The organism is Pseudobutyrivibrio sp. AR14 (assembly GCF_900101325.1).
In the GTDB taxonomy this organism is placed as follows: Bacteria; Bacillota; Clostridia; order Lachnospirales; family Lachnospiraceae; genus Pseudobutyrivibrio.
The window spans coordinates 153,111-176,690 of the sequence record NZ_FMUY01000003.1; the positions used below are offsets into that span (position 1 = coordinate 153,111).

21 protein-coding genes and 2 riboswitches are annotated in these 23,580 nt (G+C 39.1%); of the genes, 18 read left to right on the plus strand and 3 right to left on the minus strand.

Going from position 1 to position 23,580, the window contains the following annotated elements:
* The gene (locus tag BLP50_RS04005; RefSeq protein WP_163927245.1) at nt 1-744 is read left to right on the plus strand and encodes a Crp/Fnr family transcriptional regulator; all 744 of its coding nucleotides are present in this window, start codon (nt 1-3) and stop codon (nt 742-744) included.
* Nucleotides 745-797: 53 nt separating this feature from the next.
* Here BLP50_RS04005 and BLP50_RS04010 read toward each other — a convergent pair whose 3' ends face one another.
* Nucleotides 798-1,532, minus strand: coding sequence for a hypothetical protein (locus BLP50_RS04010; RefSeq protein WP_176753675.1), 735 nt, complete (start codon nt 1,530-1,532; stop codon nt 798-800).
* Nucleotides 1,533-1,740: 208 nt separating this feature from the next.
* Here BLP50_RS04010 and ispE point away from each other — a divergent pair, with 208 nt between their 5' ends.
* The 4 genes from ispE to BLP50_RS04030 all read left to right on the plus strand — a co-directional run bounded on the left by ispE (nt 1,741) and on the right by BLP50_RS04030 (nt 7,460).
* Entirely contained in the window at nt 1,741-2,616 is an 876-nt protein-coding gene (ispE, locus tag BLP50_RS04015) for a 4-(cytidine 5'-diphospho)-2-C-methyl-D-erythritol kinase (RefSeq protein ID WP_090151396.1), read from the plus strand.
* A gap of 23 nt (nt 2,617-2,639) precedes the next feature.
* Complete coding sequence (locus tag BLP50_RS04020; RefSeq protein WP_090151399.1) at nt 2,640-3,314, plus strand: GntR family transcriptional regulator; 675 nt, start codon at nt 2,640-2,642, stop codon at nt 3,312-3,314.
* A 15-nt stretch (nt 3,315-3,329) separates the two neighbouring features.
* Entirely contained in the window at nt 3,330-3,752 is a 423-nt protein-coding gene (locus BLP50_RS04025) for a YwiB family protein (protein ID WP_090151402.1), read from the plus strand.
* Nucleotides 3,753-4,130: 378 nt separating this feature from the next.
* Complete coding sequence (locus BLP50_RS04030; RefSeq protein ID WP_090151405.1) at nt 4,131-7,460, plus strand: hypothetical protein; 3,330 nt, start codon at nt 4,131-4,133, stop codon at nt 7,458-7,460.
* Nucleotides 7,461-7,555: 95 nt separating this feature from the next.
* Here the strand turns inward: BLP50_RS04030 and BLP50_RS04035 are convergent, their stop codons facing one another.
* Nucleotides 7,556-8,128 carry an energy-coupled thiamine transporter ThiT gene (locus BLP50_RS04035; protein ID WP_090151649.1) on the minus strand — a complete coding sequence of 191 codons (573 nt, stop codon included), beginning with the start codon at nt 8,126-8,128 and terminating at the stop codon, nt 7,556-7,558.
* Nucleotides 8,129-8,159: 31 nt separating this feature from the next.
* A riboswitch (TPP riboswitch) is annotated at nt 8,160-8,257 on the minus strand.
* A 309-nt stretch (nt 8,258-8,566) separates the two neighbouring features.
* Here BLP50_RS04035 and BLP50_RS04040 point away from each other — a divergent pair.
* From BLP50_RS04040 to BLP50_RS04095, 12 genes are all read left to right on the plus strand, one after another.
* Nucleotides 8,567-8,956 (plus strand): helix-turn-helix domain-containing protein, encoded by a 390-nt coding sequence (locus BLP50_RS04040; protein WP_090151408.1) that lies wholly within the window; start codon nt 8,567-8,569, stop codon nt 8,954-8,956.
* A gap of 62 nt (nt 8,957-9,018) precedes the next feature.
* Nucleotides 9,019-9,294 (plus strand): hypothetical protein, encoded by a 276-nt coding sequence (locus BLP50_RS04045; protein ID WP_090151411.1) that lies wholly within the window; start codon nt 9,019-9,021, stop codon nt 9,292-9,294.
* 512 nt (nt 9,295-9,806) lie between these two features.
* Complete coding sequence (locus tag BLP50_RS04050; RefSeq protein ID WP_090151414.1) at nt 9,807-10,592, plus strand: hypothetical protein; 786 nt, start codon at nt 9,807-9,809, stop codon at nt 10,590-10,592.
* 102 nt (nt 10,593-10,694) lie between these two features.
* A complete protein-coding gene (locus BLP50_RS04055; RefSeq protein ID WP_143001116.1) occupies nt 10,695-11,489 on the plus strand; it encodes an ATP-binding cassette domain-containing protein in 795 nt (264 codons plus the stop codon).
* A gap of 16 nt (nt 11,490-11,505) precedes the next feature.
* Nucleotides 11,506-12,204 (plus strand): hypothetical protein, encoded by a 699-nt coding sequence (locus BLP50_RS04060; RefSeq protein ID WP_090151419.1) that lies wholly within the window; start codon nt 11,506-11,508, stop codon nt 12,202-12,204.
* Nucleotides 12,205-12,271: 67 nt separating this feature from the next.
* Nucleotides 12,272-13,513: a GTPase HflX gene (gene hflX / locus BLP50_RS04065; protein ID WP_405374126.1), complete on the plus strand. Its 1,242-nt coding sequence runs from the start codon at nt 12,272-12,274 to the stop codon at nt 13,511-13,513.
* A 127-nt stretch (nt 13,514-13,640) separates the two neighbouring features.
* Entirely contained in the window at nt 13,641-15,257 is a 1,617-nt protein-coding gene (locus BLP50_RS04070) for a Na/Pi cotransporter family protein (RefSeq protein ID WP_090151428.1), read from the plus strand.
* A 124-nt stretch (nt 15,258-15,381) separates the two neighbouring features.
* Nucleotides 15,382-16,464: a metallophosphoesterase gene (locus BLP50_RS04075; RefSeq protein ID WP_090151430.1), complete on the plus strand. Its 1,083-nt coding sequence runs from the start codon at nt 15,382-15,384 to the stop codon at nt 16,462-16,464.
* A 79-nt stretch (nt 16,465-16,543) separates the two neighbouring features.
* A riboswitch (THF riboswitch) is annotated at nt 16,544-16,639 on the plus strand.
* 65 nt (nt 16,640-16,704) lie between these two features.
* A complete protein-coding gene (locus BLP50_RS04080) occupies nt 16,705-17,220 on the plus strand; it encodes a folate family ECF transporter S component (protein WP_090151433.1) in 516 nt (171 codons plus the stop codon).
* The gene (locus tag BLP50_RS04085) at nt 17,207-18,508 is read left to right on the plus strand and encodes a bifunctional folylpolyglutamate synthase/dihydrofolate synthase (protein ID WP_090151434.1); all 1,302 of its coding nucleotides are present in this window, start codon (nt 17,207-17,209) and stop codon (nt 18,506-18,508) included. The genes BLP50_RS04080 and BLP50_RS04085 overlap by 14 nt, the downstream gene beginning before the upstream one ends.
* 53 nt (nt 18,509-18,561) lie before the next feature.
* Nucleotides 18,562-20,295, plus strand: coding sequence for a sensor domain-containing phosphodiesterase (locus BLP50_RS04090; protein ID WP_090151438.1), 1,734 nt, complete (start codon nt 18,562-18,564; stop codon nt 20,293-20,295).
* A gap of 91 nt (nt 20,296-20,386) precedes the next feature.
* Complete coding sequence (locus tag BLP50_RS04095) at nt 20,387-21,925, plus strand: DHH family phosphoesterase (protein WP_176753676.1); 1,539 nt, start codon at nt 20,387-20,389, stop codon at nt 21,923-21,925.
* Nucleotides 21,926-22,034: 109 nt separating this feature from the next.
* Here BLP50_RS04095 and BLP50_RS04100 read toward each other — a convergent pair whose 3' ends face one another.
* Nucleotides 22,035-22,397, minus strand: coding sequence for a hypothetical protein (locus BLP50_RS04100; RefSeq protein WP_090151443.1), 363 nt, complete (start codon nt 22,395-22,397; stop codon nt 22,035-22,037).
* 144 nt (nt 22,398-22,541) lie between these two features.
* On the opposite strand from BLP50_RS04100, the gene holA reads away from it, so the two are divergent.
* Nucleotides 22,542-23,576: a DNA polymerase III subunit delta gene (gene holA / locus BLP50_RS04105; protein ID WP_090151446.1), complete on the plus strand. Its 1,035-nt coding sequence runs from the start codon at nt 22,542-22,544 to the stop codon at nt 23,574-23,576.
* Nucleotides 23,577-23,580: the final 4 nt, after the last annotated feature.

Genomic DNA, 23,580 nt, shown 5'->3' on the forward strand with positions numbered 1-23,580 from the left:
ATGTCATTAGAAGAGAACATTAGTCGAATTATGGAATTGCAAAATAATTTGCCTAGGGAACAATCAGAGGCCCTTAACAAATTACTTAGCAATGCACCACGCTGGGTTCTTGAGTCTACACAGATTGTCAAAAAAGAAAAAAATACCATTTTCGTAGAGGAGAACACTCCTGCAGATACTGTCTATATACTTGTGGACGGTACAGTTAGAGCTATTGATTATAGAATTAGAGGAGTGGTCTATGACTACATGTGGTTTCATGCCATAAAAGTATTTGGTTCAATGGAGATTTTCTTTGAGATTCCTCTATATATGACTACTCTTAAGACGGTAACTGATTGTACTATGCTTGTTATGAGCAGAGCTAGTTTTGATCGTTGGATTTGGGATGATAAAAATGCTCTTCGAATGGAGATTGCCAGAATTGGAGATTATCTTTTGGAGGAGAGTAGAAATGAGCGCGTTATTCTGTTTTTACAGGGTGCAGACCGCATTATTTATCTTCTGACTAAGAGTTATGAAGCTAAGAATCCAAAGGATGAATATATAGTAAATATCAGCCGTCAGGAGCTAGCAGAGCGAAGCGGATTTTCAATTAAAACTGTTAATCGCTCAGTGCAAAAGCTACAGCAGGATGGTTTTATAGGACGTCGTGGTAGACGAATAGTTATTAGTAGAGCTCAATACGATAGTATGATTAACTATCTGGAGCCTATCATAGCCCATGAGTGGGAGAAAATTTAATAGCAAATAATAAGGGCACCGCTTATACGGTGCCCATTTTATATTCAATTATATTAGGTCTCGATATATGTGCTAGAGCTAACAGTAGAAATATTTTCCATGTAGCTTAAGTTATATCCGCCACCACCATAGTTTGGAGCAGTGTTGTCATTTGCTGACTTGTAGTTGCCATCTTTCCACTGTTTAAACTTATCCTCTACTGCATCATATGTCTTTGAAGAAATCTCTGGCAATTCCTTACCCCAAGTGCCTGTAGCTTCCTTATAACCTTTTTTGAAAGCATCCAAAAGCATATCTGCCTTTGATGTGTCGCCACCTGAAAGTGCAATTGCGAAATCAACGATTCTGTCGGAAGTCTTGTTTACGCCCCAGTAACCATCTTCTGAAATGTCCTCTTTTGCCTTTTCAATTGTCTCAGGATCTGCTGTAAATTTTCCCTCTGCAAGGAACTTCCACATGTCATCCTGTGTAGCGATTGCAAAAGTGCTACCCTGACCCTTGATGGTCTTCATGACAATGTCAAAAAGATTGTTAATCATCCTTTCTTGGTCAGCCTTAAGCTGCTGAATAAGGGCTGTTCTATCTGATTTTTTGTATGTATCTGTTGTGAGAGCTTTGTCATCAGATTTTTCATAAACGGCTGCAGCATCAGAAAACTTAGATGCTTTAACCTCTTCTTTTGATGCGCTGAATTCAAGAGATTCTGTCACAGAACCATCTGCATTAGTGGTCTTTTTATAGGTTCCTGCAACATTCGAAGAAACGCTGCTATAAGTACTAACATCCATAATCTAACCTCCTTGTTAATGTGGCCAATACTACTAAACCAGACGGAAATCCTTTTCCTAATCTATTTATCGGATCTTTAATGAGAAAAAATCACTAGTAGATTGTATTTATTTTAATACAAAAATCTTGTAAATGTGTGGTATCTTTGTTAAAATTTATTAAGATTGAATACAAAATACACGCAAGTGCAAAATACATGGATGTACAATGGATAAAATAGATGTTAAAGCATTAGCAAAAATCAATATAGGCCTTGATGTTACAGGCATTCGAGATGATGGCTACCATGAGGTCAAGATGATTATGCAGACGGTGAATCTCTTTGACAAAATCACCATTTCCAAGGTGATAGAGCCGGGAGTTTCCATGACCACCAATCTTAAGTTTTTGACTGTTGGAGATGACAATCTCTGTATTAAGGCAGCCAAGCTACTCATAGAAGAGTTTGATATAAAAGAGGGTATTAGAATTTCCCTTGAGAAGCATATTCCTGTAGCTGCTGGTATGGCCGGGGGCTCTACCGATGCGGCAGCCATTTTATTTGGCATGAACAAGCTGTTTAAGCTTGGACTTTCTCGCAAGGATATGATGGAGCGAGGTGTCAAGCTGGGAGCTGATGTACCTTACTGTGTTATGAGAGGCACAGCCTTGGCAGAGGGCATAGGAGAGATACTTTCTCCACTTCCACCTATGGTGAAGTGCCCAGTTTTAATTGCAAAGCCAGGCATTGCAGTTTCTACAAAGCAGGTCTATGAGGCTTTGGATTCATGTTTTGATAAGGTGGTTCATCCAGATATAGATGGAATTATTGAGGATATTAAGAATCAGGATTTAGCATCCATTTGCAGCAAGATGGGCAATGTACTGGAGGATGTTACCATTCCTATGCATCCAGTTATTGCAGACATTAAAAAATGCATGATGGATAATGGGGCTGTTGGCGCCATGATGAGCGGTAGTGGTCCTACAGTATTCGGATTCTTTAATGATAACAAGACAGCTAGAGCTGCCAAAGAGGCACTTACCAAATCGGGGATGGTAAAGCAGCTTTATCTTACTACGTTATTCAATAACAAGAATTAACCTTGAAAAGGAGAATAAATATAATGACAGAAAATCTTACACTTCAGATGGACGATTATTTGCCACTCAGAGATGTAGTTTTCAACACACTTAGGGAGGCAATCTTAAAGGGGGAACTTAAGCCGGGCGAGCGACTTATGGAGATGCATTTGGCTACAAAGCTTGGGGTTAGTCGTACTCCTATTCGTGAGGCAATACGTATGCTTGAGCAGGAGGGGCTTGCGGTTACAATTCCTCGCAAGGGTGCTCAGGTTGCTAAGATGACAGAAAAGGACTTGCAAGATGTGCTAGAGGTACGAGATGCCCTTGATGCTCTTGCAGTAGTATGTGCATGTGAGCGTATGACAGATGCTCAGTTTGTGGAGCTCAAGGAGGCTATGAAGGCTTTTGAGAATGCTACCCATACAGATGATGTACGTAAAATCGTAGAGACAGATGAGGCATTTCACGATGTGATTTATGCTGCAGCTGCTAATCCAAAGCTTGAGAATATTATCAATTCAGCTAGAGAGCAGATGTATCGCTATCGCTACGAGTATGTTAAGAACCCTTCAGTGTATGCCCAGCTTATTGCAGAGCACAGAGCTATCATTGAGGGATTTAATAGACGTGATGTAGAGTATCTTAAGAGCATCATGCACACACATCTTTCAAACCAGATTAACGCAGTTCGCGTGGTTATTAGAGAACAAGTATAATAGATAGGAATAAATATGGCAGGAACATCTTGTAAGATTTCGCTGTGTTCTAGGCAGCGAATGGGTGGTGATCAGGAGATATCAGAGGAGAGCTATTTGGGCTCATTTATAGAGCGAGGAGACAAGAAATATCTTTCCTATAAGCGCACCACGGAGGATGGAGTTGTGGACTGTTTGATATCCTTCAATCGCAGGGAATTTACCCTTACACAAAAGGGCAGCCTCAGTTCTAAGATAGAGCTAAGACCAGGAGAGAAGACTGTTAATAAATACAGCACCTCTGTTGGCAATCTATCAATAGAAATATTTACTCGCAGGTATGAGTTAATCGAGCAAAAGGATGATATTCGAATCGGAATAGAGTATGACATTATAACAGGCGCTGATTCGATTCAGACCACAATGGATATTAAAGTAAAAATCAAAGGAGAAGCTTAATTATAGCTTCTCTTTTTTGTTTGCATCTGAGTTGGAGTTTTGCGAAGCAAAACTCTGTTTTTGTATAACTCAAAGAGGGGATAGTCGCTCCAAAATGGGAATTATTTTGAATAATTTAGTTAAAAACTCTTAGGTAAGTTTGTGAGATTTATACAAAAAATGAGGGGGTTCTCTTGTGCGAAAACGTTATACAATATAACAAAACTTGCCAGATGATGTTAGTTTTTGCCTACATATGGAAATCTACTAACCAAAACTGCTACATTTTGTGCTAGGGAATTTCACAGATTGTCTTGGCTGAGAAAAATGACAATTTGTGATATGAGTTGTGGAGAAGTGAAGTTGTAGTTTCAAGAAATGGTTAGTAGGAGGACTTGTATGAAGAAACATGTGGTAAAAGGGCTATCTTTGGGCCTATCAGCAGTAACACTTGCTGGTTCAACATCAATCACTGCTTTTGCAGATGAAATTGATGAATTCAAGGATGGAGAGCAAACACAAGAAAGTCAGCAGGAAGCCAATCAGGCAGAAAAAACTTTCGCTGATGCGACAGAATCATTAAATGAGGACTTTAATGAACAGGAGTTTTCAGGGGTTGGTTCTGAAGAGGATGCAACAGGTGTGGCAGAGTTAACTGAGATTATGGCTGATGAAATTGACTCAGAGGACTCTCCAGTAGCAGGTGAGACTTGCACAATTACAGTTGTTGATGAGTTTGGCAATGTTGTAACTGATGAAGAAACAGGAGATGTTGTTACAGAGGACGTTACATTTGGCGAGGCAGCAGATATGGCTGCAGCAGTTACAGACGATGCAGCAGCAGATATTGAGAACTTGAATCAGGCTGCTCAGAATCTTTATACAGCAGCAGGGGAGATGGATGCGGCTGAGAAGAATGCAAACTCAGAAGTAGGGGATGCAAATCAGGCAGCTGAGGACGCTGAGGTAATTGCAGGTGAGGCACTTGCTGCTTCAAATGCGGCACTGGAGGCCGTAGAAAATGAGTCTAAAGAAAATGCTGCTTCTATTATTGCTACAACACAGGATACTTATGACAAGGCAGTAACAGATTTTGAGGATAAAGAAAAGGCTTACAATACTGCAAAAACAGAGTATAAAACATACGAGCAGGAGTTCCAGCAGAAGGTTGCAGATTACAATAATAGTTTGAATTCTGCTTATACAAATCTTGAGTGGGCTGAAGAGGATTTGGCAGCTTCTAAGCAGAGACTTGCAGATCTTCAGGAAAACTTACAGAAGGCTTATGATGCTTATCTTTCATCAGCAGCAGGTGTTCTTGCTACAGCAGAGCAGACATATCAGGATAGCGACAAGACAGATGATGACAAGAAAGAGTATCTTAAGGCGATTCTTGAAAACTACTACATTAAGGCAGAAGAAGGCCAGACAGTTTCAGTTACTGAGATTGGGGATTTCGTAGATTACGAGGGAACTGAAAAGGATCTTATTACTGTTAAATATCAGATTATCGATGATGCTACTGGCACAGTTGTTGAGGACAAGAAGATTAATCTTGGCTACGATATCAGTGGCACTCAGGTAGATCTTTACGAGAAGGTTACTTACTATGATTATTTAGATGAGGATGGAAATGTAGTTCACATCACTCAGGAAGATATAGATACAGAATTAGCAAAGCCAAAGGCTGAGCAGAAGATTGTTAAGAGATATAAGAAGACAGTAGAGGTTGATGGTGAGGAAAAGACATCATACCTTATTGCTGATGCTTATGACAAGCTTACTGACGAAGAGAAGGCTGAGTACACACTTGATTATATTGTTCTCGGAGATTGGGACTGGGATAATGCAACAGTTTCAGGTCTTGATAAGACATATACATCTTATACAGATTTAGATGGCAAGACAGTTGAGGGTGCAGTTGCTTCAGAAGAAATTGCAACAGATGATGAGGTAATTAGAGTTTACTCATTTGATGTAGATGGCAATTATATTTGCACAGCTACAAACCTTAGTACTAAGAAGGTTTACACATATGTAAACAACAAGCTTTCAGCAACTGAGTATTTAAAGAGCACTGATTCAGCTGCAACTATTGCAGCATCTAAGACAGGCTATCAGATTCTCGATGCACGAGATGTATTTAAAGCATCTGGCTACTATGTGCCAAGATATGTAAGAGTAGTTTCATATAGTGCAAATCGTGAATTAGAATGGTCTGCAGACCTAAAGACCAAGACTGTTCTTGGAGTACCTTGGCCAGATGGTGTTACTCCACATGCTCAGCCAACAGCTGCAGAGGCCATTGTAAATGGTAAAAATAATGCAGCAGCCAATGCTGGAAATCCATATGATGATAAGTATGAATATTATGGATTTACATTTGACGGCTATAATAATGATTGGACAGCGGTTAAAACTGCTGAAGACGCTCCATACAATGTGACATGGTTTGTATTTGATGGAAGTGTTACATACCATGTGGCAGGTACATACAATATTTCCTACGACATAGTTACAGATGATACAGTACATTACACTGTAGGTGATGGATGGAATGACTTCTGGACAAAGGTAGGAAACTTCTTTACAGGAGCTGATAAGGAGACTACTAAGGAAGCAATCATCAGACAGTATGAGGAAGATAATCATACAAAAGTTGTTGGAGTTAAGAGCTGGAACTGGGATGCAAAAACTGCAGAGTTCTATGTTGTTAAGCCTACAAATGTAAATACTACAGGTAGCACATATGCAGCAGTTGAGGTAAACACTAATGTAGATGCAAATCTTAGCAATCTTACATATGGAAGAGATATTAGCTATGTAGGAAAATCTACTGCTACATCTTCTGATGAGTACAACAAGGAAGCATCTATCGACCAGAATGTTACAGATGAATTCTTCTACAACAATGGCGATGCAGTATTTAGCAATGCAGCAAGAGCCTATGTAGAAGGACTTGAGCAGGCTGGCGCAACAATGACAAAATTCTTTGACCTTATTAATCTTGTTAATACTGCAAAGGAAGCAGTGGAAGATGCTCAGCAGCAGTGCGAAGAGATTAGAGCTCATATCGAGGACCTTAACAAGACATTGGCTCTTGGTGATTTGGAAGTAATGCCAGAGTTAGCTGAGTGGGAAGGAAAGCTTGAGAAGGCAGAGGAAACCTACGATAAGGCTAAGGAAGATCTTGGCAAAGCTAAGGATAACTTAGATAAGGCTAAAGAAAACTTCAAGAACAAGTATAGTGATGATGAAACAGGAGCAAATGGTGAAGAAGGTACTGGAACAGAGGGTGCAGGCACATCAACATCTGGTGGCGCAGCAGGTGGTACTTCAGGAACTGATTACCCAGCTGCAACATTAACTATCACTGACCCAGCTACACCACTTGCAGGTGACACAACTGCAGATAATACTACAGCACCAAACAGAAATACCAGAAGAAATGCCGCTAATAATGCCGCTGCAAACGCAAACGCAAACGCTGATGCTAATGCAGACGCTGATGCAGATGCAGATAATGCAGTAGTAGCAACTCCAGAGACAGATGAGGACGAGGAAATCAAGCGTATTGCTGATGAGGCTACACCTCTTGCAGCTGAGAAAGAAAGCTCAACTTCAAAATTAGGTTGGTGGATTTCAATTCTTCTTGTTATTGTTGTAGTAGCAGGTGCAATCGCATACTACAAGAAACAGCTAGATGCTAAAAAGCTTGACGACAAATAATCGCCAGCACTAATCATTTTTCACATATCATTTTTCAAAAATAGGAGGTACTTCTTTCGTGAAGTACCTCCTGTTTTGCATTAAGAGATAATAAATTATTTTGTAGTGGCCATATGTTTAATGTAGTCCATAAGAGTTCTAATAGGTGGAAGTATAAGTACAATGTATGTTACAAAAGCCTCTGCAAAAATATAGATGCCATTGTAAATAAGTGAATAAGGAAGCGGACTCATGTTGTAATCAGCCGCATACTCACCAAAGAAAAGACAGCCAGAAAGAACGGCAAAGAAATATCTGCCCAGTATTGCAATACCGTATCCCTTAAGTAATCCGTTTTTAGATTTTGCAAAAAATCCTGAGAGGCCAAGTGCCGCAAATGCAAGGATATAATCTACGATTACTTGTGCAGGGAAAAGAATATATGGATCTACAATCAGATTTAAAAGACCGTAGGCAATGCCGGAGATAATTCCAAGAATTGGTCCGAACCAAAAGCCTGGAAGACATGCTACAAGCATAGAAAACAATGTGATTGAGCCGCCCATTGGAAGCTTGGTGAATTTGATGTTAGAAAGGACAAAAGCTAGTCCTATTGAAGCTCCGCAGAATGCTAATTGCCTTGCGGTAAAAATAATTTTTGAGTTGAGTGTTGATGCTTGATTACTCATTAAAAAATCTCCCTTCATACAAAATGATGCCAGGAGATCCACTAAGCTTCCTTACGCTGGTATTGTCCAGTTCAAGTAATAAGGGTCGGTGTAAATCACCTCTCAGCAACTGCGCCCCTAGCAACATATTTATTTAGCTAGATACAACATAACACTAGAGTATTGGGACGTCAATATGAGATGACGAATAGCTCTGAAAAGATAGTAATTACGGTTGTATAGATGAGAAAAGATAATTTTATAGTGGATATATACAAATGAAATTAGATTTTTTATGTTTACTATATAAATGGAAAAGGCTCTTTTTCTGTACTATTATTAGTATTAACCTATGTCAGAGAAGTGGCTTATTTGTAGTTTTTTTACGGATAAGGGCTGCGCAAGATAAGCGTCGCTCTCGATAATGTAGAACATAATAATTAAAGGAGAGTACAAAATATGGATGGAAAACCTATTGATTCATTTGCGTGTAGATTAAAGATGGCATTAAAAGAAAGAGGTATAACACAAACATATCTATGCAAATTGACAAACACACCTAAATCTTCAATGAGTCAATATTTATCTGGGAGGAATCTACCTAAGACAGATAGGATATACAAATATTCAGAGGTATTAATGGTAGAGCCGAAATGGTTATTAGGCTATAACACTCCTATGTTAAGAGAGGAGACATTAGATAATAATGCAATTGATGCAAATGCTTTCTGTACAGACTTTGATATCGACCGCGTTGAGGATAGTTTGAATGAAGCTTCTAAAGAACAATTAAAAAGGATAATAGCTTATGCTAATTATTTGTTATTGAAGAAAGAAAGCGAAAAATAAGTCTAAATAACTAAGAGAGTAAAAGATTAGTCCTTTAAATAGATATTGAAAGGAAAAATATTATGAATAAAAAATCATCATTGTTGATATATATTTCTTACATAGTAATATACCTTATTTATACAGTGGCAAGTTGTATTCGAATTGGAAAATTTCTTGATGAATACATATATGAATCAATGAAAGTTGATGTTCATAATGTGGGAAGTGTTGTCGCATTTGGAGTAGTTTATAATCCAACAAAAGTGTTGCTAACCACAATCATACCATTTGTAATATTAACTATTTTAATGACTATTTTTACAGTTATATTTTTTACTAGAAAAGAGAAGTCATAGAATTGCAAATGTATTTGTTGATGCTACTGCCTGTAGCGAATTTTATAGATTAGGCAGTAGGAAAATGCTAGGATGTTACTGCCTGTATGGAAAAATGAAAAGTAGGCAGTAGGGGATTTTGGAAAAGTTACTGCCTATAGAGAAAAATGCAGAATAAGCAGTAAGAAAAATGAAAATGGCTACTGCTTAAATAGAGAAATGCCAAATAAGCAGTAGTGTAAAGGAAAAAGACTACTGCCTGCCTAGTAAAATGCCAAAAAAGCAGTAGGAAAAATGAAAAAGGCTACTGCTTAAATAGAGAAATGCCAAATAAGCAGTAGTGTAAGGGAAAAAGACTACTGCCTGCCTAGTAAAATGCCAAAAAAGCAGTAAGAAAAATGAAAAACTACCTTCTGGATTTTTTTTATGACAAAATGATGCAAAAATGATGTTTATTACATATATAATTAAAATAGGGCATAATTGCGACACTAGGAATATTGTAAAAACTAATTTTATTTGGAGGAAAAGTTATGAAGAGAAAAATGATTTTGCAGTTGTTGGTAGTATCTGTAATTGTTACAGGATGTGGTAAATCAGAATCAAGCAATGTGGCAGCTTCTAGCGATGAAGCTATTTCAAGCAATGTTGCAATAAGTGACGAAACCACTGTGGGCGGCGAAGTGAGCCAAACAGACAGTGCAAGTGACTTAAGCGAAGAGACAAGTTCAGAGGACAGCGTGGAGGACAGTGCAGAGGGATATAAGAAAGCATATATTGAGGCAGCTAAAAGTATAAAAGAGAAACATGATTTCGATAGTCTCAAATTTGGCCTTATAGATTTTGATGGAGACGATACGCCTGAATTGGTGGCTAAAATGAGCGGCAGTTGTTGGCTATATACATATGAAGATGGAAAACTCAGATGTCTAATGGATGATTGGGTATATGGTATGGCCGGCGATCTTGGTTATGAGTACGCTCCGGGAAAAGGTATTGTTAGAGATGGGGGAAGTCCTTTTTATGGAGCGTTATACTATAGCGCTTATTTTTCAAAGCATGAAGAAGGTGAGCTGGTGTTAGACTACAAAGAAGAGGAGTATCACTTTGATGATAAAGACGGTGATGGCTTTCCATCTGATGAAGAATTAGAGGGATTTTCAGAGCAGAAAGTTTTCAAGATGGAGTATACATGTGAAAACGGTGAGAATCTAAGTGAGGAACAAATAAAAGAAAAAATCGATAGTTATGATAGCTACACTTTTGAGTTCTTAGAAGGTACATATAGCTACGAGGAGTTTATAAAAGAGCTTTCGTAATCAATTGGAAAAAGGTACCAAGAAATTAGAGTATTTGTAAGAAAAGGAATAACAGACCATGGATAATCGAGCTGAATTGTTGAAAATGGAAGTTGGTGAGAGGTGTTAGAACTGAAAAATATAGTAAAGCGATATGATTCAAAAACGATTTTCGAAGGAGTGAATATGTGCCTTAGAGAAGGCACGGTGACCTGCCTGGTAGGCCACAATGGATGCGGAAAGTCCACGTTACTGAAAGTGACAGGAGGGCTAATTCCAAAGGATGGCGGCGAGGTAATCCGTGAAAAGAATTACAGGATTTCATTCGTTCCGGATCACTTGCCGGTGGCAAATATGAAAGCCGGGGTCTATCTAAATCATATAGCCAAAATGGCGGGGCTAACTTCTGAAAATGAGAGACATAAATTAATCTCAAATTTTGCAGCGGACTTCTTTTTGAGTGACATGCTTGATAAGAAAATGAAAAATCTATCTAAAGGTTCACTCCAAAAAGTAGGTGTAATACAGGCTTTAATAGTCAATCCTGATATTATATTACTAGATGAACCCTTGTCAGGGCAGGACTGTGATTCGCAGCAGGTATTTATCCCAAAAATGCTTGAGTTAAAGGAACAACGAAAGATTATTCTGCTTGCTTCTCACGAACAAAACCTAATTAAGGCCATAGGAGATGAGACCTACACAATTGAAGGAGCTAGACTTATTCCATACACTAGGGCAAATCATAAGATGTATAGCATTGTTTTAGAAGATGATGGAAGATGTATCCCTTCAGATGAGATGCATATGGAAAATGGCAATTATATTGTTAAAACAACTGATGGATTACTGTCTATAACCATAGATAGATTGATGCAGGAAGGATGGCATATCAAAGGTGTTTACGAGGTTGAGTAATAGAATTAATTTTAGGATGAGTGGGTATTTTGGAGGAACAGGTGCTGTTATTCCTGTGTTGATGATTCTATGTTTTACAGCTGTTATGTACTCTATTAAACCTGGAAATATTATAGATTCTTACATAGTTTCAGGGGTATTTGCCTTTTGTTTGATGGTATTTGTAGCGGTTGGCATTGGAGGTAAGGAAAATACAGTTCAAGAACAGATTCTTTTTCTTATAGAGAAGCGATGGGTAGACTACTACATTGCCAGGGAACTTTCTTTAATAGTAATAACTATAGTTTATTGTTTTTTTATAGCACTAGGTCCGGTATATGCAAATCTAGTTTATCGCTTTTCCTTTTTTACTAGAATTCTTACGGTAAATGATGTTATTGCAGGATTCTTTGTGGTTTTGGCAGGTGGCTTGTCAGGATATACAATAGGAGACTTTCTGAACATTAGAGTTATGAAAAATAGAAGAATGGCATTGATGCTGACTGTGTTGATTGCGTTACTTACCACTGTCTATGAAGGGATTTGCCAGGAAGTACCTAGGGTGGCTATTTTGGGTTATCTTTTCCCACCAGTAATGCTGCCGGCAAAGGAATTTATAGGAGGAGAGATTTTTGAAGCGGGCAAAGTATTTGCAATAGTAATGTATACAATTGTCTATTGTCTTGTACTTTCGACAATTAAAATTGTTCTGATGAATAGAAATAGATTCGAATAATAGACCTTATCATCCGAAAAATGTTATTATGGAAGAGGTGGGATGGCCCATCTATTTATAAATAGGAATTAGGTCAATGATAAATACAGAGAAGATAATTGAAAAAGTAATATTAGTTGCAGTCTGTGAGGGTGATGAGGTAGAGGCTAAGGATTCTATAGATGAGTTGGCAGAGCTTTGTGAGACTGCAGGAGCGCAGGTGGTTGGTCAGATTATGCAAAATCTTGAGCGCAGAAATCCAGGTACCTATGTAGGCACTGGTAAGGTTGAAGAGATTGCAGACTTAATCTGGGAAACTGGGGCTACTGGTATTGTGTGTGACGACGAGCTTACACCGGCCCAGATGAGAAATTTGGCAGACGCTCTTGATACAAAAGTTATGGATAGAACCCTTATTATCCTTGATATTTTTGCAGCTCGAGCAGGTACAGCCGAGGGTAAGATTCAGGTAGAGCTGGCACAGCTTAGATATGAGATGACCCGTCTTACAGGATTTGGTAAAAACATGTCTCGAGTTGGTGGTACTGCAGCAGGTGGTGGTGGAGCCATCGGTACTCGTGGACCTGGTGAGAAAAAGCTGGAGATGGATAAGCGCCTTATTGCAGGTCGTATTTCTCAGCTTAAAAAAGAGCTTGCTGATGTGGTAAGTCACCGTGAGCTCACTCGTGCTAAGAGACAGAAAAATGGTGTCCCAGTGGCTGCTATTGTAGGCTATACCAATGCAGGTAAATCATCTCTTTTGAATAAACTTACTGATGCAAATATTTTGGAGTGGGATGCGTTGTTTGCCACTCTTGATCCTACTACTAGAGAGCTGTTTTTAGATAATGACCAAAAGGTGCTCCTTACTGACACTGTTGGTTTCATTAGAAAGCTTCCACATCATTTGGTTGATGCATTCAAGAGTACACTTGAGGAGGCAAAATATGCTGATTACATTATCCATGTTGTAGATGTGAGCAATCCGCAGATGGATAGACAGATGGAGATTGTGTACGAGACTCTTGATAAGCTCGGTGTTAATGACAAGCCTGTTATTACCATATTTAACAAGGTTGACAAGGTGTTAGACGAGCACGACTATCATGATTTAAGGGCGGATTACACGGTACACACATCAGTGAAAACTGGTAAGGGCCTTGATAGAGTAAGAGAGATTCTGGCTGAACTTCTCCGAGATGGAAAAGAGTATGTTGAGAAATTGGTTCCATATTCAGAGGCTGGCAGTATTGCGAAAATAAGAGAAAATGGAGAGCTTATTTCAGAAGAATATCGTGAAGACGGAATTTTTATCAAAGCATATATATAATTTTAAAAGAATTTTACGAAATACTTAGACATTCTTTACTAGTCATGTTAAACTATCTTCGGACAAATAAGAAAAGGTTTAATTATTTATTTCTCGTGAAGGAGAAATACGGTAGAAGGAGAAAGAAATGACAATTGCACAATTCTTATCACTGCTAGGTGGAGTGGGCTTGTTCCTTTTTGGAATGTCAATTATGTCCACTGGACTGAAAAATAGTTGCGGTGACAATCTTCAGATAATCTTGGAGAAGGCTACTACAAACAAGCTAGTAGCTGTTCTTGTGGGAATCGCTATGACGGTTCTCGTTCAGAGCTCTTCAGCCACAGATGTTATGGTTATCGGCTTCGTTAATTCGGGCATGATGGCTCTTTCACAGGCTATTGGAGTTATCCTTGGTGCCAATATTGGTACTACAATCACAGCACAGATCACAGCTTTTAATATCGCTACATTCACACCATTCTTACTTTTCATTGGTGCTGTAATGTATCTTTTCATTAAGAATAATCTTACCAAACATATTGGTTCAGTTATCATGGGATTTGGTATGCTCTTTCAGGGTATCACAATCATGAAGACTGCTATTGCACCACTTTCACAGTCGGCGCTGTTTGTTAATTTCCTTACAACACTTAAGAATCCATTTTTAGCATTGCTTTTCGGTATTGCATTTACTGCATTACTTCAGAGCTCATCATCTTCAACAGTTATCTTCCAGGCTTTTGTAGTCCAGGGAATTCTTGATTATGATGTTGCAGTATATTTGGTAATCGGTGCTGCTATCGGTTCTGTTACACCAAACCTTTTAGCATCACTTACAGCCAATAGAAATGGTAAGCGTTCTGCTATTTTGAATTTGTTATTCAATGTTATCAGAGCACTTGTAATTATTGTGGTTATAAATGTAACACCACTTTTGTCATGGATTCAGTCTACATCAGCTGACCCAGGACGTCAGATAGCTAATACACATACAATCTTTGCGTTGATTGCAGTGTGCATTATCTTTCCATTTACAGATTACATAATCAAGCTTACATACATGTTTATCCCAGAGCTTCCAGAGGAGACTCGTGCAGCAGAGGATAGACAGCTTGTATTTATGTCGCAGGTGACAAATGTACCACCTCATATGGCTATTCACCAGGCACAGCTTGAGGCAGCCAGAATGGGTGCTATTGCAGCAGAGAACTTTGAAAAGGCAATCGATTGCTTCTTTGACTATTCACCAGAAAAGGTGGAGGATGTTGAGGAGCGTGAGGAGACAGTTAATATCCTCAATCATGCTATCCAGGATGCTATGGTCAAGCTTCAGGCTCTCAACCTTACACCTGAGAACCTCCGTAAGATATCAGCTATTACAATCGCTGTAACTGATATGGAGCGTATTTCTGACCACGCTGAGAATATTATCGAGTACGCTACTCGTATGAAGAATAAAAAGACCAAGCTTTCTAAAAAGGCAGCCAAGGAACTTAAGGATATGGCTGAGAATTCTATGGAAGAAGTTGAGCTTGCACTTGAGATTTTCACTTCAGAGAATTACGAGAGCTTGCCTAAGATAGAAAAGCTAGAGGCTAAGGTAGATAAGCAGGAAAAGCAGCTTATCAATCATCACGTAGAGCGACTTATGGACAACAAATGTGAGCCTATCGCCGGAGTTATTTTCTCTGATATGGTTACTGACCTTGAGAGATGCGCTGACCACGCTATCAATATCGCATATGCGTTAAAGGATCACTAGTGGACCAGGGGGACGGGGTTCATGGTCCATTTTATAAAAGGTTAATTTAACCCCTCTTTACCAGATAATTGGTGAAGAGGGGTTTTCCTTTATAAAACATATATGCATTAAGAAAGGTATTTTTATGATTTGGATGTTGATGTTTGTTGGAGCGGCAGTAGCTTCAATTCTAGGAATTATCTATATGACAAATTCCATTGCCAAGTTTAAAGTGATTAAAAATAAACTTGTGGCGTTTTTGATTTTGGTGGCTTTATTTTTGATATTTACATTTACTTTGGAATGGATAAATGCGCTTACCATCACAATCTATACCACGGGCTTCTTCTTGATTTTTGGGTTACTTGGAAGAATCGTAAGGCGTTTTTCTAAAAGAGAATTTAAAGTACACTGGCAGGGAGTGCTTGCTATTTTGTCATCTATTTTATTTCTAGGTACTGGATATTACCTGTGCGCTAGCGTGGTGGAAAAAGACTATAACTTGACTACAGAAAAAGATACTGGAGATATAAAAATAGCAATGATATCAGACTCTCATATTGGCACTACATTTGATGGAGAAGGATTTGCCAAGCATCTAAAGACTATTGAGGCTCAGTCGCCGGATATATTGCTTATAGTGGGAGATTTTGTGGATGATAGCTCTAAAAAAGAGGATTTGGAGGTTGCCTGTAAGACTATAGGTGAGATGGATTTAAAGTATGGCGCATGGTTTGCATACGGCAATCACGACAGGGGTTACTTTAATCATAGAGATTTCACAGCAGAGGATTTGGAAAATACACTTCTGAAAAATGGAATCCATATTCTTGAAGATGAATCCGTATTGATTGACGATAGGTTTTATCTAGTGGGACGAGCTGATAAGGGATATAATCCTGACCGATTGACAATGGACGAGCTCTTACAGGATTTAGACACCAGCAAATACATAATAGTTATGGACCATGAGCCTGCCGATTATGTTGCTGAGGCCCAGTCTGCTGCTGACCTGGTACTGTGCGGTCACACCCACGGCGGACAGATGATTCCTATCACAAAATTTGGGGTATGGTCAGGGATAGACGACAGTACCTACGGATTGGAGGAACACAATAATACAAATTTCATCGTATCCTCAGGCATTTCCGACTGGGCTATCAAGTTCAAAACAGGAACTAGGTCAGAGTATGTGGTCGTAAATGTGAGCTCTAAAATGGCCCACTAACCCCGTCCCCTAGGGCCAAAATTATAAAAAACTATTGCATTAAACGTGGCTTGCGCATATAATACAGGAAAATTAGAAATGCAGAGTAGACTGTAAAGCGTTAAGTGCTGTGTGAACAGGGAGTTGTCACGCAGACGAAGGGTAACCCGCGGTTTTATGGTCGCATCCCGCTGCTACATAGCGAGGTTTATATACACCTTCATTGTAGACAAAAGGAACTGCAAAGGAGGTGTATTTTTTATGAAAAAATTATCTAACACTAAAACACTCACACTTGCAGCAATGCTTACAGCAATCGGTATTGTACTTGGTTATTTTAAATTTCCAATCAATCAGTTTATTGAAATCCGATTTGCTTTTGTGCCACTTTGCTTGGCAGGTCTTTTGCTTGGACCTGGTATTGCTGGAGTTATGGGAATACTTGTGGATGTAGGAGGATTTTTGATGTATCCTACTGGCCCATTTTTCCCTGGATTTACATTCAGTAGTATGATGACTGGTGTGATTTTTGGACTTTTCCTTTACAAGAAGAGAGTAACACTTCAGCGCATGATTGTGACTATGGTTACATACACAATGGTTGTAGGTGTTTTACTTAATAGTATCTGGCTCAACATGCTTTATCTAAAGCTTGGATACTTCAACACTATTCTCTACCGTCTTCCTAAGGAAGCAATTATGCTTGTAGTTAACACAGCTATTATTTACACATTGTTAAAGGCGTTTGAGAGCGTAAAACTTTATGAAAAAATATAGTTACCAAGAGGCAATTTCTTTTTTTGAGGAATTGCCTCATTTTAAACCACCAAAAAATACAGGGACACCTGTGAAGGATATGTTTTCCCTTGATGCAGAGCTTGCCCTTCTAGAACAACTAAATAATCCACACATGGATTTGGAGTATATTCATGTGGCAGGCACCAATGGAAAAGGCTCTACGGTGGCTTATATTTCGTCCATTTTAAATCAGGCGAAACTGAAAATAGGCACTTTCGCATCTCCATTTTTACACAGATACAATGAGCTATTTGTGGTAAATGGAAAAGAGATTACAGACGATGATTTTGCTGCTGTTTTTACAGAGGTAAAGCCTGCCTACGACAAGCTTGCTAAAAAAGGCATCCTCCCTAGCGAGTATGAGATTCTCACAGTAATGGGTTTTTTATATTTCAAAAAACGTAAATGCGATGTGGTGGTTTTGGAGGTAAGCATGGGTGGCAGAGTTGACACTACCAATGTCATCCCCGCGCCCATAGTGACGGTTATAGCACCAATCAGCTACGACCATATGTCGATTCTGGGGAATACTTTGACGGAAATAGCCACAGAGAAGGCTGGCATAATTAAACCTGGCACCAAGGTGGTATCTGCCATTCAAGAGGCGGAAGTAAAAAAGGTGCTAAGTCAGACATGCAAAAAGCAAAAGGTCCACATAGATTACATTAAAAAACCTAAATTAATCAGGCAAAATCTTAGGGGCCAGATATTTGAAATAGACCGTATTTACGAAACTTCACTTCTTGGAACCTATCAGATTGAAAATGCTGCACTTGCCATTCTTGCAATAAAAAAGTTTAACGAGTGCTTTAATAGCAAGAAATTCCATATTTCAGAAGAGATGATAGAGGATGGAATAAAGGATACTAGATGGTTTGGAAGATTCACTCTTGTAAGCAGGCAGCCATATGTAATTGTGGATGGAGGTCACAATAGACAGGGGGCTAGGGTCCTTAGAGAATCGTTGCAGCAGTATTTCCCTGATAAGAAGATTACCTTTTTAATGGGAATACTAAAGGATAAAGAGGTGGATATTATCCTTGATGAATTGCTGCAAGTAGCGAAAAAATGCTACACCATGGCGGTGCCAAATGACAGGACCATGTCGCCCGGAGAATTAGCTGAAAAAATAAAAGAAAAAGGTGTTGAAGCTCAGGTAATTTCAGCTGCGGATACAGACAGATTAGATGTGGATAAGCTAGTAGAAAAAGACGATGTTTTGTGCATATGTGGTTCATTATATTTACTAAGTTTTTTCACATTTTAATGCTACAATCAACAAAAATAGGTTGACTGTGTCTTAAAGGCCGGGGGGTAGCTATGAGTGACAATTACTACATTACAGATATGAGTGGGCGTTTGCCAGTTGGTTTACCAGGTGGATTTTTCATATATGAAGCGGGCGGAAATGAGCAAATACTCTTTGCAGATGAGAATGTAATTAGGCTCTTTGGTTGCAAAACTTTTGATGAATTTTTAGAGTACGTGGATGGCACATTTAAGGGGATGGTTCATCCTGATGATTTTCACAAGATTGAAAATCAGATAGAAGCTCAGACTATCTACGCTGAGAAGCGCCACGATTATGTGAGATATAGAATTATTCCTAAGAATGGCGATGTCAGATATATAGAGGACTTTGGACATCTTTTACATTGGCCAAATGGCCGAAGCTTTTACTATGTATTCATAGTGGATGTTGAGGAGAATGAGTATGCCAATAATGCAAGCAACTCGTTTGCCGAGGCAGAAGTACTTGCCGCCAATCGTGAGACTGATGAACTTACAGGCTTGCTTACCATGGCATTTTTCTATAACAAGGTTCAGGTGCTTCTAAATTCACCGGATTTTAGACGTCAGGATGTGGCCTTTATTCATTTTGATATTCCAAATTTCAAACTTTACAACGAGCGCCATGGATTTATCATGGGTGATGAAATCCTAAAGGATTTGGGAAAGACAATCCGGACAGTTTTTAGCGGCGCTACTGTAGCCAGATTCTCTGATGATCACTTTGTTGTATTTACAACTACTCCAAAGGACGAGGTAATTGAAAATGTAGAAGAAATCTACAGAAAGATGCTTCTTACAGAGGATGTAAATAAAAAGGTAAAGGTCAAGGCTGGTATTTATTTCATGGAGGACCCTCACGCTGAGGTTGGTCTGGCGTGTGATCATGCCCGACTAGCTTGTAATAGTATAAAGAATCGTCATGATGTAAATTATTGTATTTACGATGACATAATCCGTGATGGCTTGCGCCGTCAGCAGTTTGTTGTTGACCATATTGATGAGGCTATTGCCAATGACTATATAAAGGTATTCTACCAGCCTATTATTCGTGTGGAGACTGGTAAAATATGCGGATACGAGGCTCTTGTTAGATGGATTGATCCAAATGATGGAATGCTTCCTCCTAGCTATTTCGTGGAGACGCTTGAGAAATTCCACTTGATTCATTTTGTAGATGAATTCGTGGTAAAAAAAGTATGCCAGGATATCAGGAGACTTGCCGACCAGGGGGAGGAGCTAGTTCCAGTTTCTATCAATGTGTCAAGACTTGATTTTGAAGTCTGTGATGTGTTTAAGCTGCTTTCTGATTTCTGTGAGATATATCAGATTCCGCATAATATGCTTGAGGTGGAAATTACTGAGAGCGCATTTAATGATAATACAGGTATTATCAAGGATGCCACTAAGAAGATTAGAGAAGCCGACTTTGATGTTTGGATTGATGATTTTGGAAGTGGCTACTCGTCTCTTAATACAATTGCTGAGTATGAGTTCGATGTACTAAAGCTTGATATGGTATTTTTAAGAGGTTACGAGAAAAATCCAAAATCAAAGCCTCTTATGAAATACATTGTAAGTGCTACCAATGCCATGGGAATTCTTCCGCTTTGCGAGGGCGTTGAGACTGAGGAAAGCTATGAATTCTTAAAGGAAATCGGATGCAATATGGCTCAGGGATACTATTTTTCAAAGCCAATGCCACTAGATGCGTTAATTGATTCTATGTACGCTAAGGGGTATGAATGGGAAGAGTTAGGATAACTGATTTTTAATGGAGTCTGGAGAAATCCAGGCTCCTTTTTTTCCGGCTTTCGTACTTTATTTTCAACATGAAAAAAATTATAATAATTTCATGAGATTATCACAGTTATTAGAATTCGAAAATATAATAGTTCAGTGCCACAACAATCCTGATGCAGATGCTTTGGCGTCTGGTTATGCGGTGGTCAAATACCTGAAGGCCAAAGGGAAAAACGTCAGGTTTATTTACGGCGGCAATTTTGAAATTTCCAAAAGTAACCTTAAGTTGATGGTGTCAGATTTATCTATCAAAGTTCACTATATTCGTTATCAAGAGCAGATAAATGAATTGTTAGGTATAGAAAAGGGACAGCTTCCAGATGTGATTGTCACAGTGGACAGTCAGTATGGAGAGGGTAATATTCAGAAGTTCGAGGCGAAAAATATTGCCATCATTGATCATCATCAGGTATCTCGTTCCCTTCCAGAACTTTCAGAGATTCGCTCTTATCAGGCAAGTTGCGCTACTGTAGTTTGGGATATGCTTCGTCAGGAAGATTTTCCGGTTAACGATGATATTCTTTTAGCTACTGCATTGTACTATGGTCTCATGACAGATAGTAATGGATTTTCCGAGGTTCATCATCCTCTTGATATGGATATGCGAGATGAGCTAAGATTCAGCACTTCTATCATTACAAAGTTTAAAAATTCAAATATTTCCCAGGATGAGCTTAGGATTGCAGGTATCGCCCTGCTTGGTTCTGAGTATTATAGGGATTACCATTATACAATCGTTAAAACTGACCCTTGTGACCCTAATGTCCTTGGTATCATTTCTGATATGTTGCTTGAGGTGGAGGATGTGGACTGTTGTCTTGTCTACTCTATTCACGAGGGTGGTATCAAAATCTCAGTGCGCAGCTGTGTCAGAGAAGTAAAGGCTGACGAGCTAGCTAAGTTTATCTGCAACGGTGTTGGAGATGGTGGCGGACACAGAGTCAAGGCCGGCGGTTCCATTAGACGTGCTCTTTTAGAGCTTCAGGAAATGGACTATGCAGCGCCTACTATTCAACAGTTCTTCAGAAGTCGCATGCATTCTTACTTTAGAAATACTGAGATTATCTATGCTGACAGCTATAAGGCAGATACTTCTAGTATGCAGTCATATCGCAAGAAGCGAATTAAGGTGGGCTATGTGAAGGCCACAGATGTGGTGCCTGCAGGTACTCGCAGCATTATTCGTACCCTTGAGGGTGACGTGGATATGCCAGTTACTGACGATACTGTTATTGCTATTGGTATTCAGGGTGAGATTTATCCTATGAAATGGGATGATTTCATTAAAAAGTATGAGCCTATCTCTGAGCCATACAATTATCCAGGTCAATATGCGCCTACCATTAAGGCTGTGGAGACTGGCGATAGCAAGAATCTATTGCCATTTGCTCATTCATGTATTTCCCTTGGCACCGGTGAGATTTATGCCAAAGAAATCAAGATACGTACAAAGGTATTTACTCGCTGGGACCCAGATAGCTATTACCTTGGCAAGCCAGGAGATTTTATGGCAGTATCAAAGACCGATACTTCAGATGTTTACATCATTGAGCGAGATATTTTCAGCAAGACATACGAAATAATAGAATAAATAGAGTTTTGCTTTGCAAAAAAAATGGGCTTTGGGATCCAACTAAACTGGGAGGTACCAAAGCCCTTTATAATTTAGCGCCAATGGCGCATTTTACATTAAAATTTAATTAGAAAGAAACAATAGAAAAACCGTCTTTTAGGCCCTTGACCTGCAGATAGGATTTTACATTGATAACTCTTTTGGTCAGCTTGTGGCCTGTCTGGGTAAATCCATCAGATTCCACTTCATTGAAAATAATGTCATTACCTTCTTCGATGCCACGTCTGTCTGTAATATGGTATTTTACAAGGCCAGTTGCAATACCTGCAAATTCTTCCTTAGACACTAAAACACTGACTTCTGTATTGCCACCTGCGGCACCAGTTCTAAGGGTGTTGGTGTCTGCGAAAAACTGACGGCCCAGTTCATCTTCTTTAGAGCCATTCATTGCTTGACTTAATCCTTTAATCAGGTCTTCTCTGCTATCCATGAGCCATCCTCCTGTAGGTGAAATATTTGAGTTTCAGTACATATAGAATACAATGTATGTTTGAATAAACTGTGATAAAAACATGAAATCTGATACAATAAAAATCGAGGGCAAATGGCCTATTAGGATTTGGAATAATAGTGTATGAGAAGAATTAACGAAGATATTAAAAATGAAAAATTTAGAAATTTATATTTGCTCTACGGAGACGAGGAATACCTGAAGCAGCAGTTTAAGGACAAGCTGATTAAGGCTCTTGTCAACGAGGGAGATACTATGAATTTCTCCAAATATCATGGCAAGGATATCAGTGATAGAGAGATTATCGATTTGGCTGAGACCATGCCTTTTTTTGCCAAGCCTGTAGGTGCTGATGGCACTCAGTATAGAGTTATTCTTTTAGAGAGATGCAATCTGGCCAGCAGATCTGCTACTGCTAAGAAAAAAGATGAGCCAGATTTAATAGAGTATTTTGCTGCATTGCCATCTCATGTTATTTTTATAGTACTTGAGGACGCAGGAATTGGCCGCAGCAAGCTATTTAAGACTGCAAGCTCTGCTGGACTTGCAGTTGAGTTTACCATGTTAAATGATGCGGACCTAGCCAAGTGGATTGGCGCCAAGCTCAAGGCCGAGGGCAAGATGATGAAGCAGGATGCTTTTCAGCTTTTCCTTAAGATGACCCATGCCAACATGAGCAACATGGATACAGAGCTTGAAAAGCTCATTAGTTATGTGGGAGACAGAGAGCAGATTCTATCTGAAGATGTGTCTGCTATATGTGTTGCCGGCGTAGAGTCCAAGGTATTTGATTTGGTTAATTCCATTTCAGAGAAAAATCTGAGACAGACCATGGACATTTACCAAAAGCATTTGGCTCTTGATACTAATCCTAGAGAGATTTTAGGTGCTTTGATTGCTGAGTTTAGACGCATGCGTGTAATCAAAGAATTGTATGATGCTGGTGACGATTATCGCACCATTGCAAATAAAATGGGAGCGAAAAGTGAGTACGGCATCAAGATGACAATCCCTAGAGCAAAGCTTATGACTATATCAGAGATTGACGGTATTTTGAATGATTCAGCCCAGTATCTACAGCAGATTAATACTGGACTTTTAAACGATAAAATGGCTATTGAACTGCTTATTATGAAATATGCAGGCAAGACTTCTTAAGCTA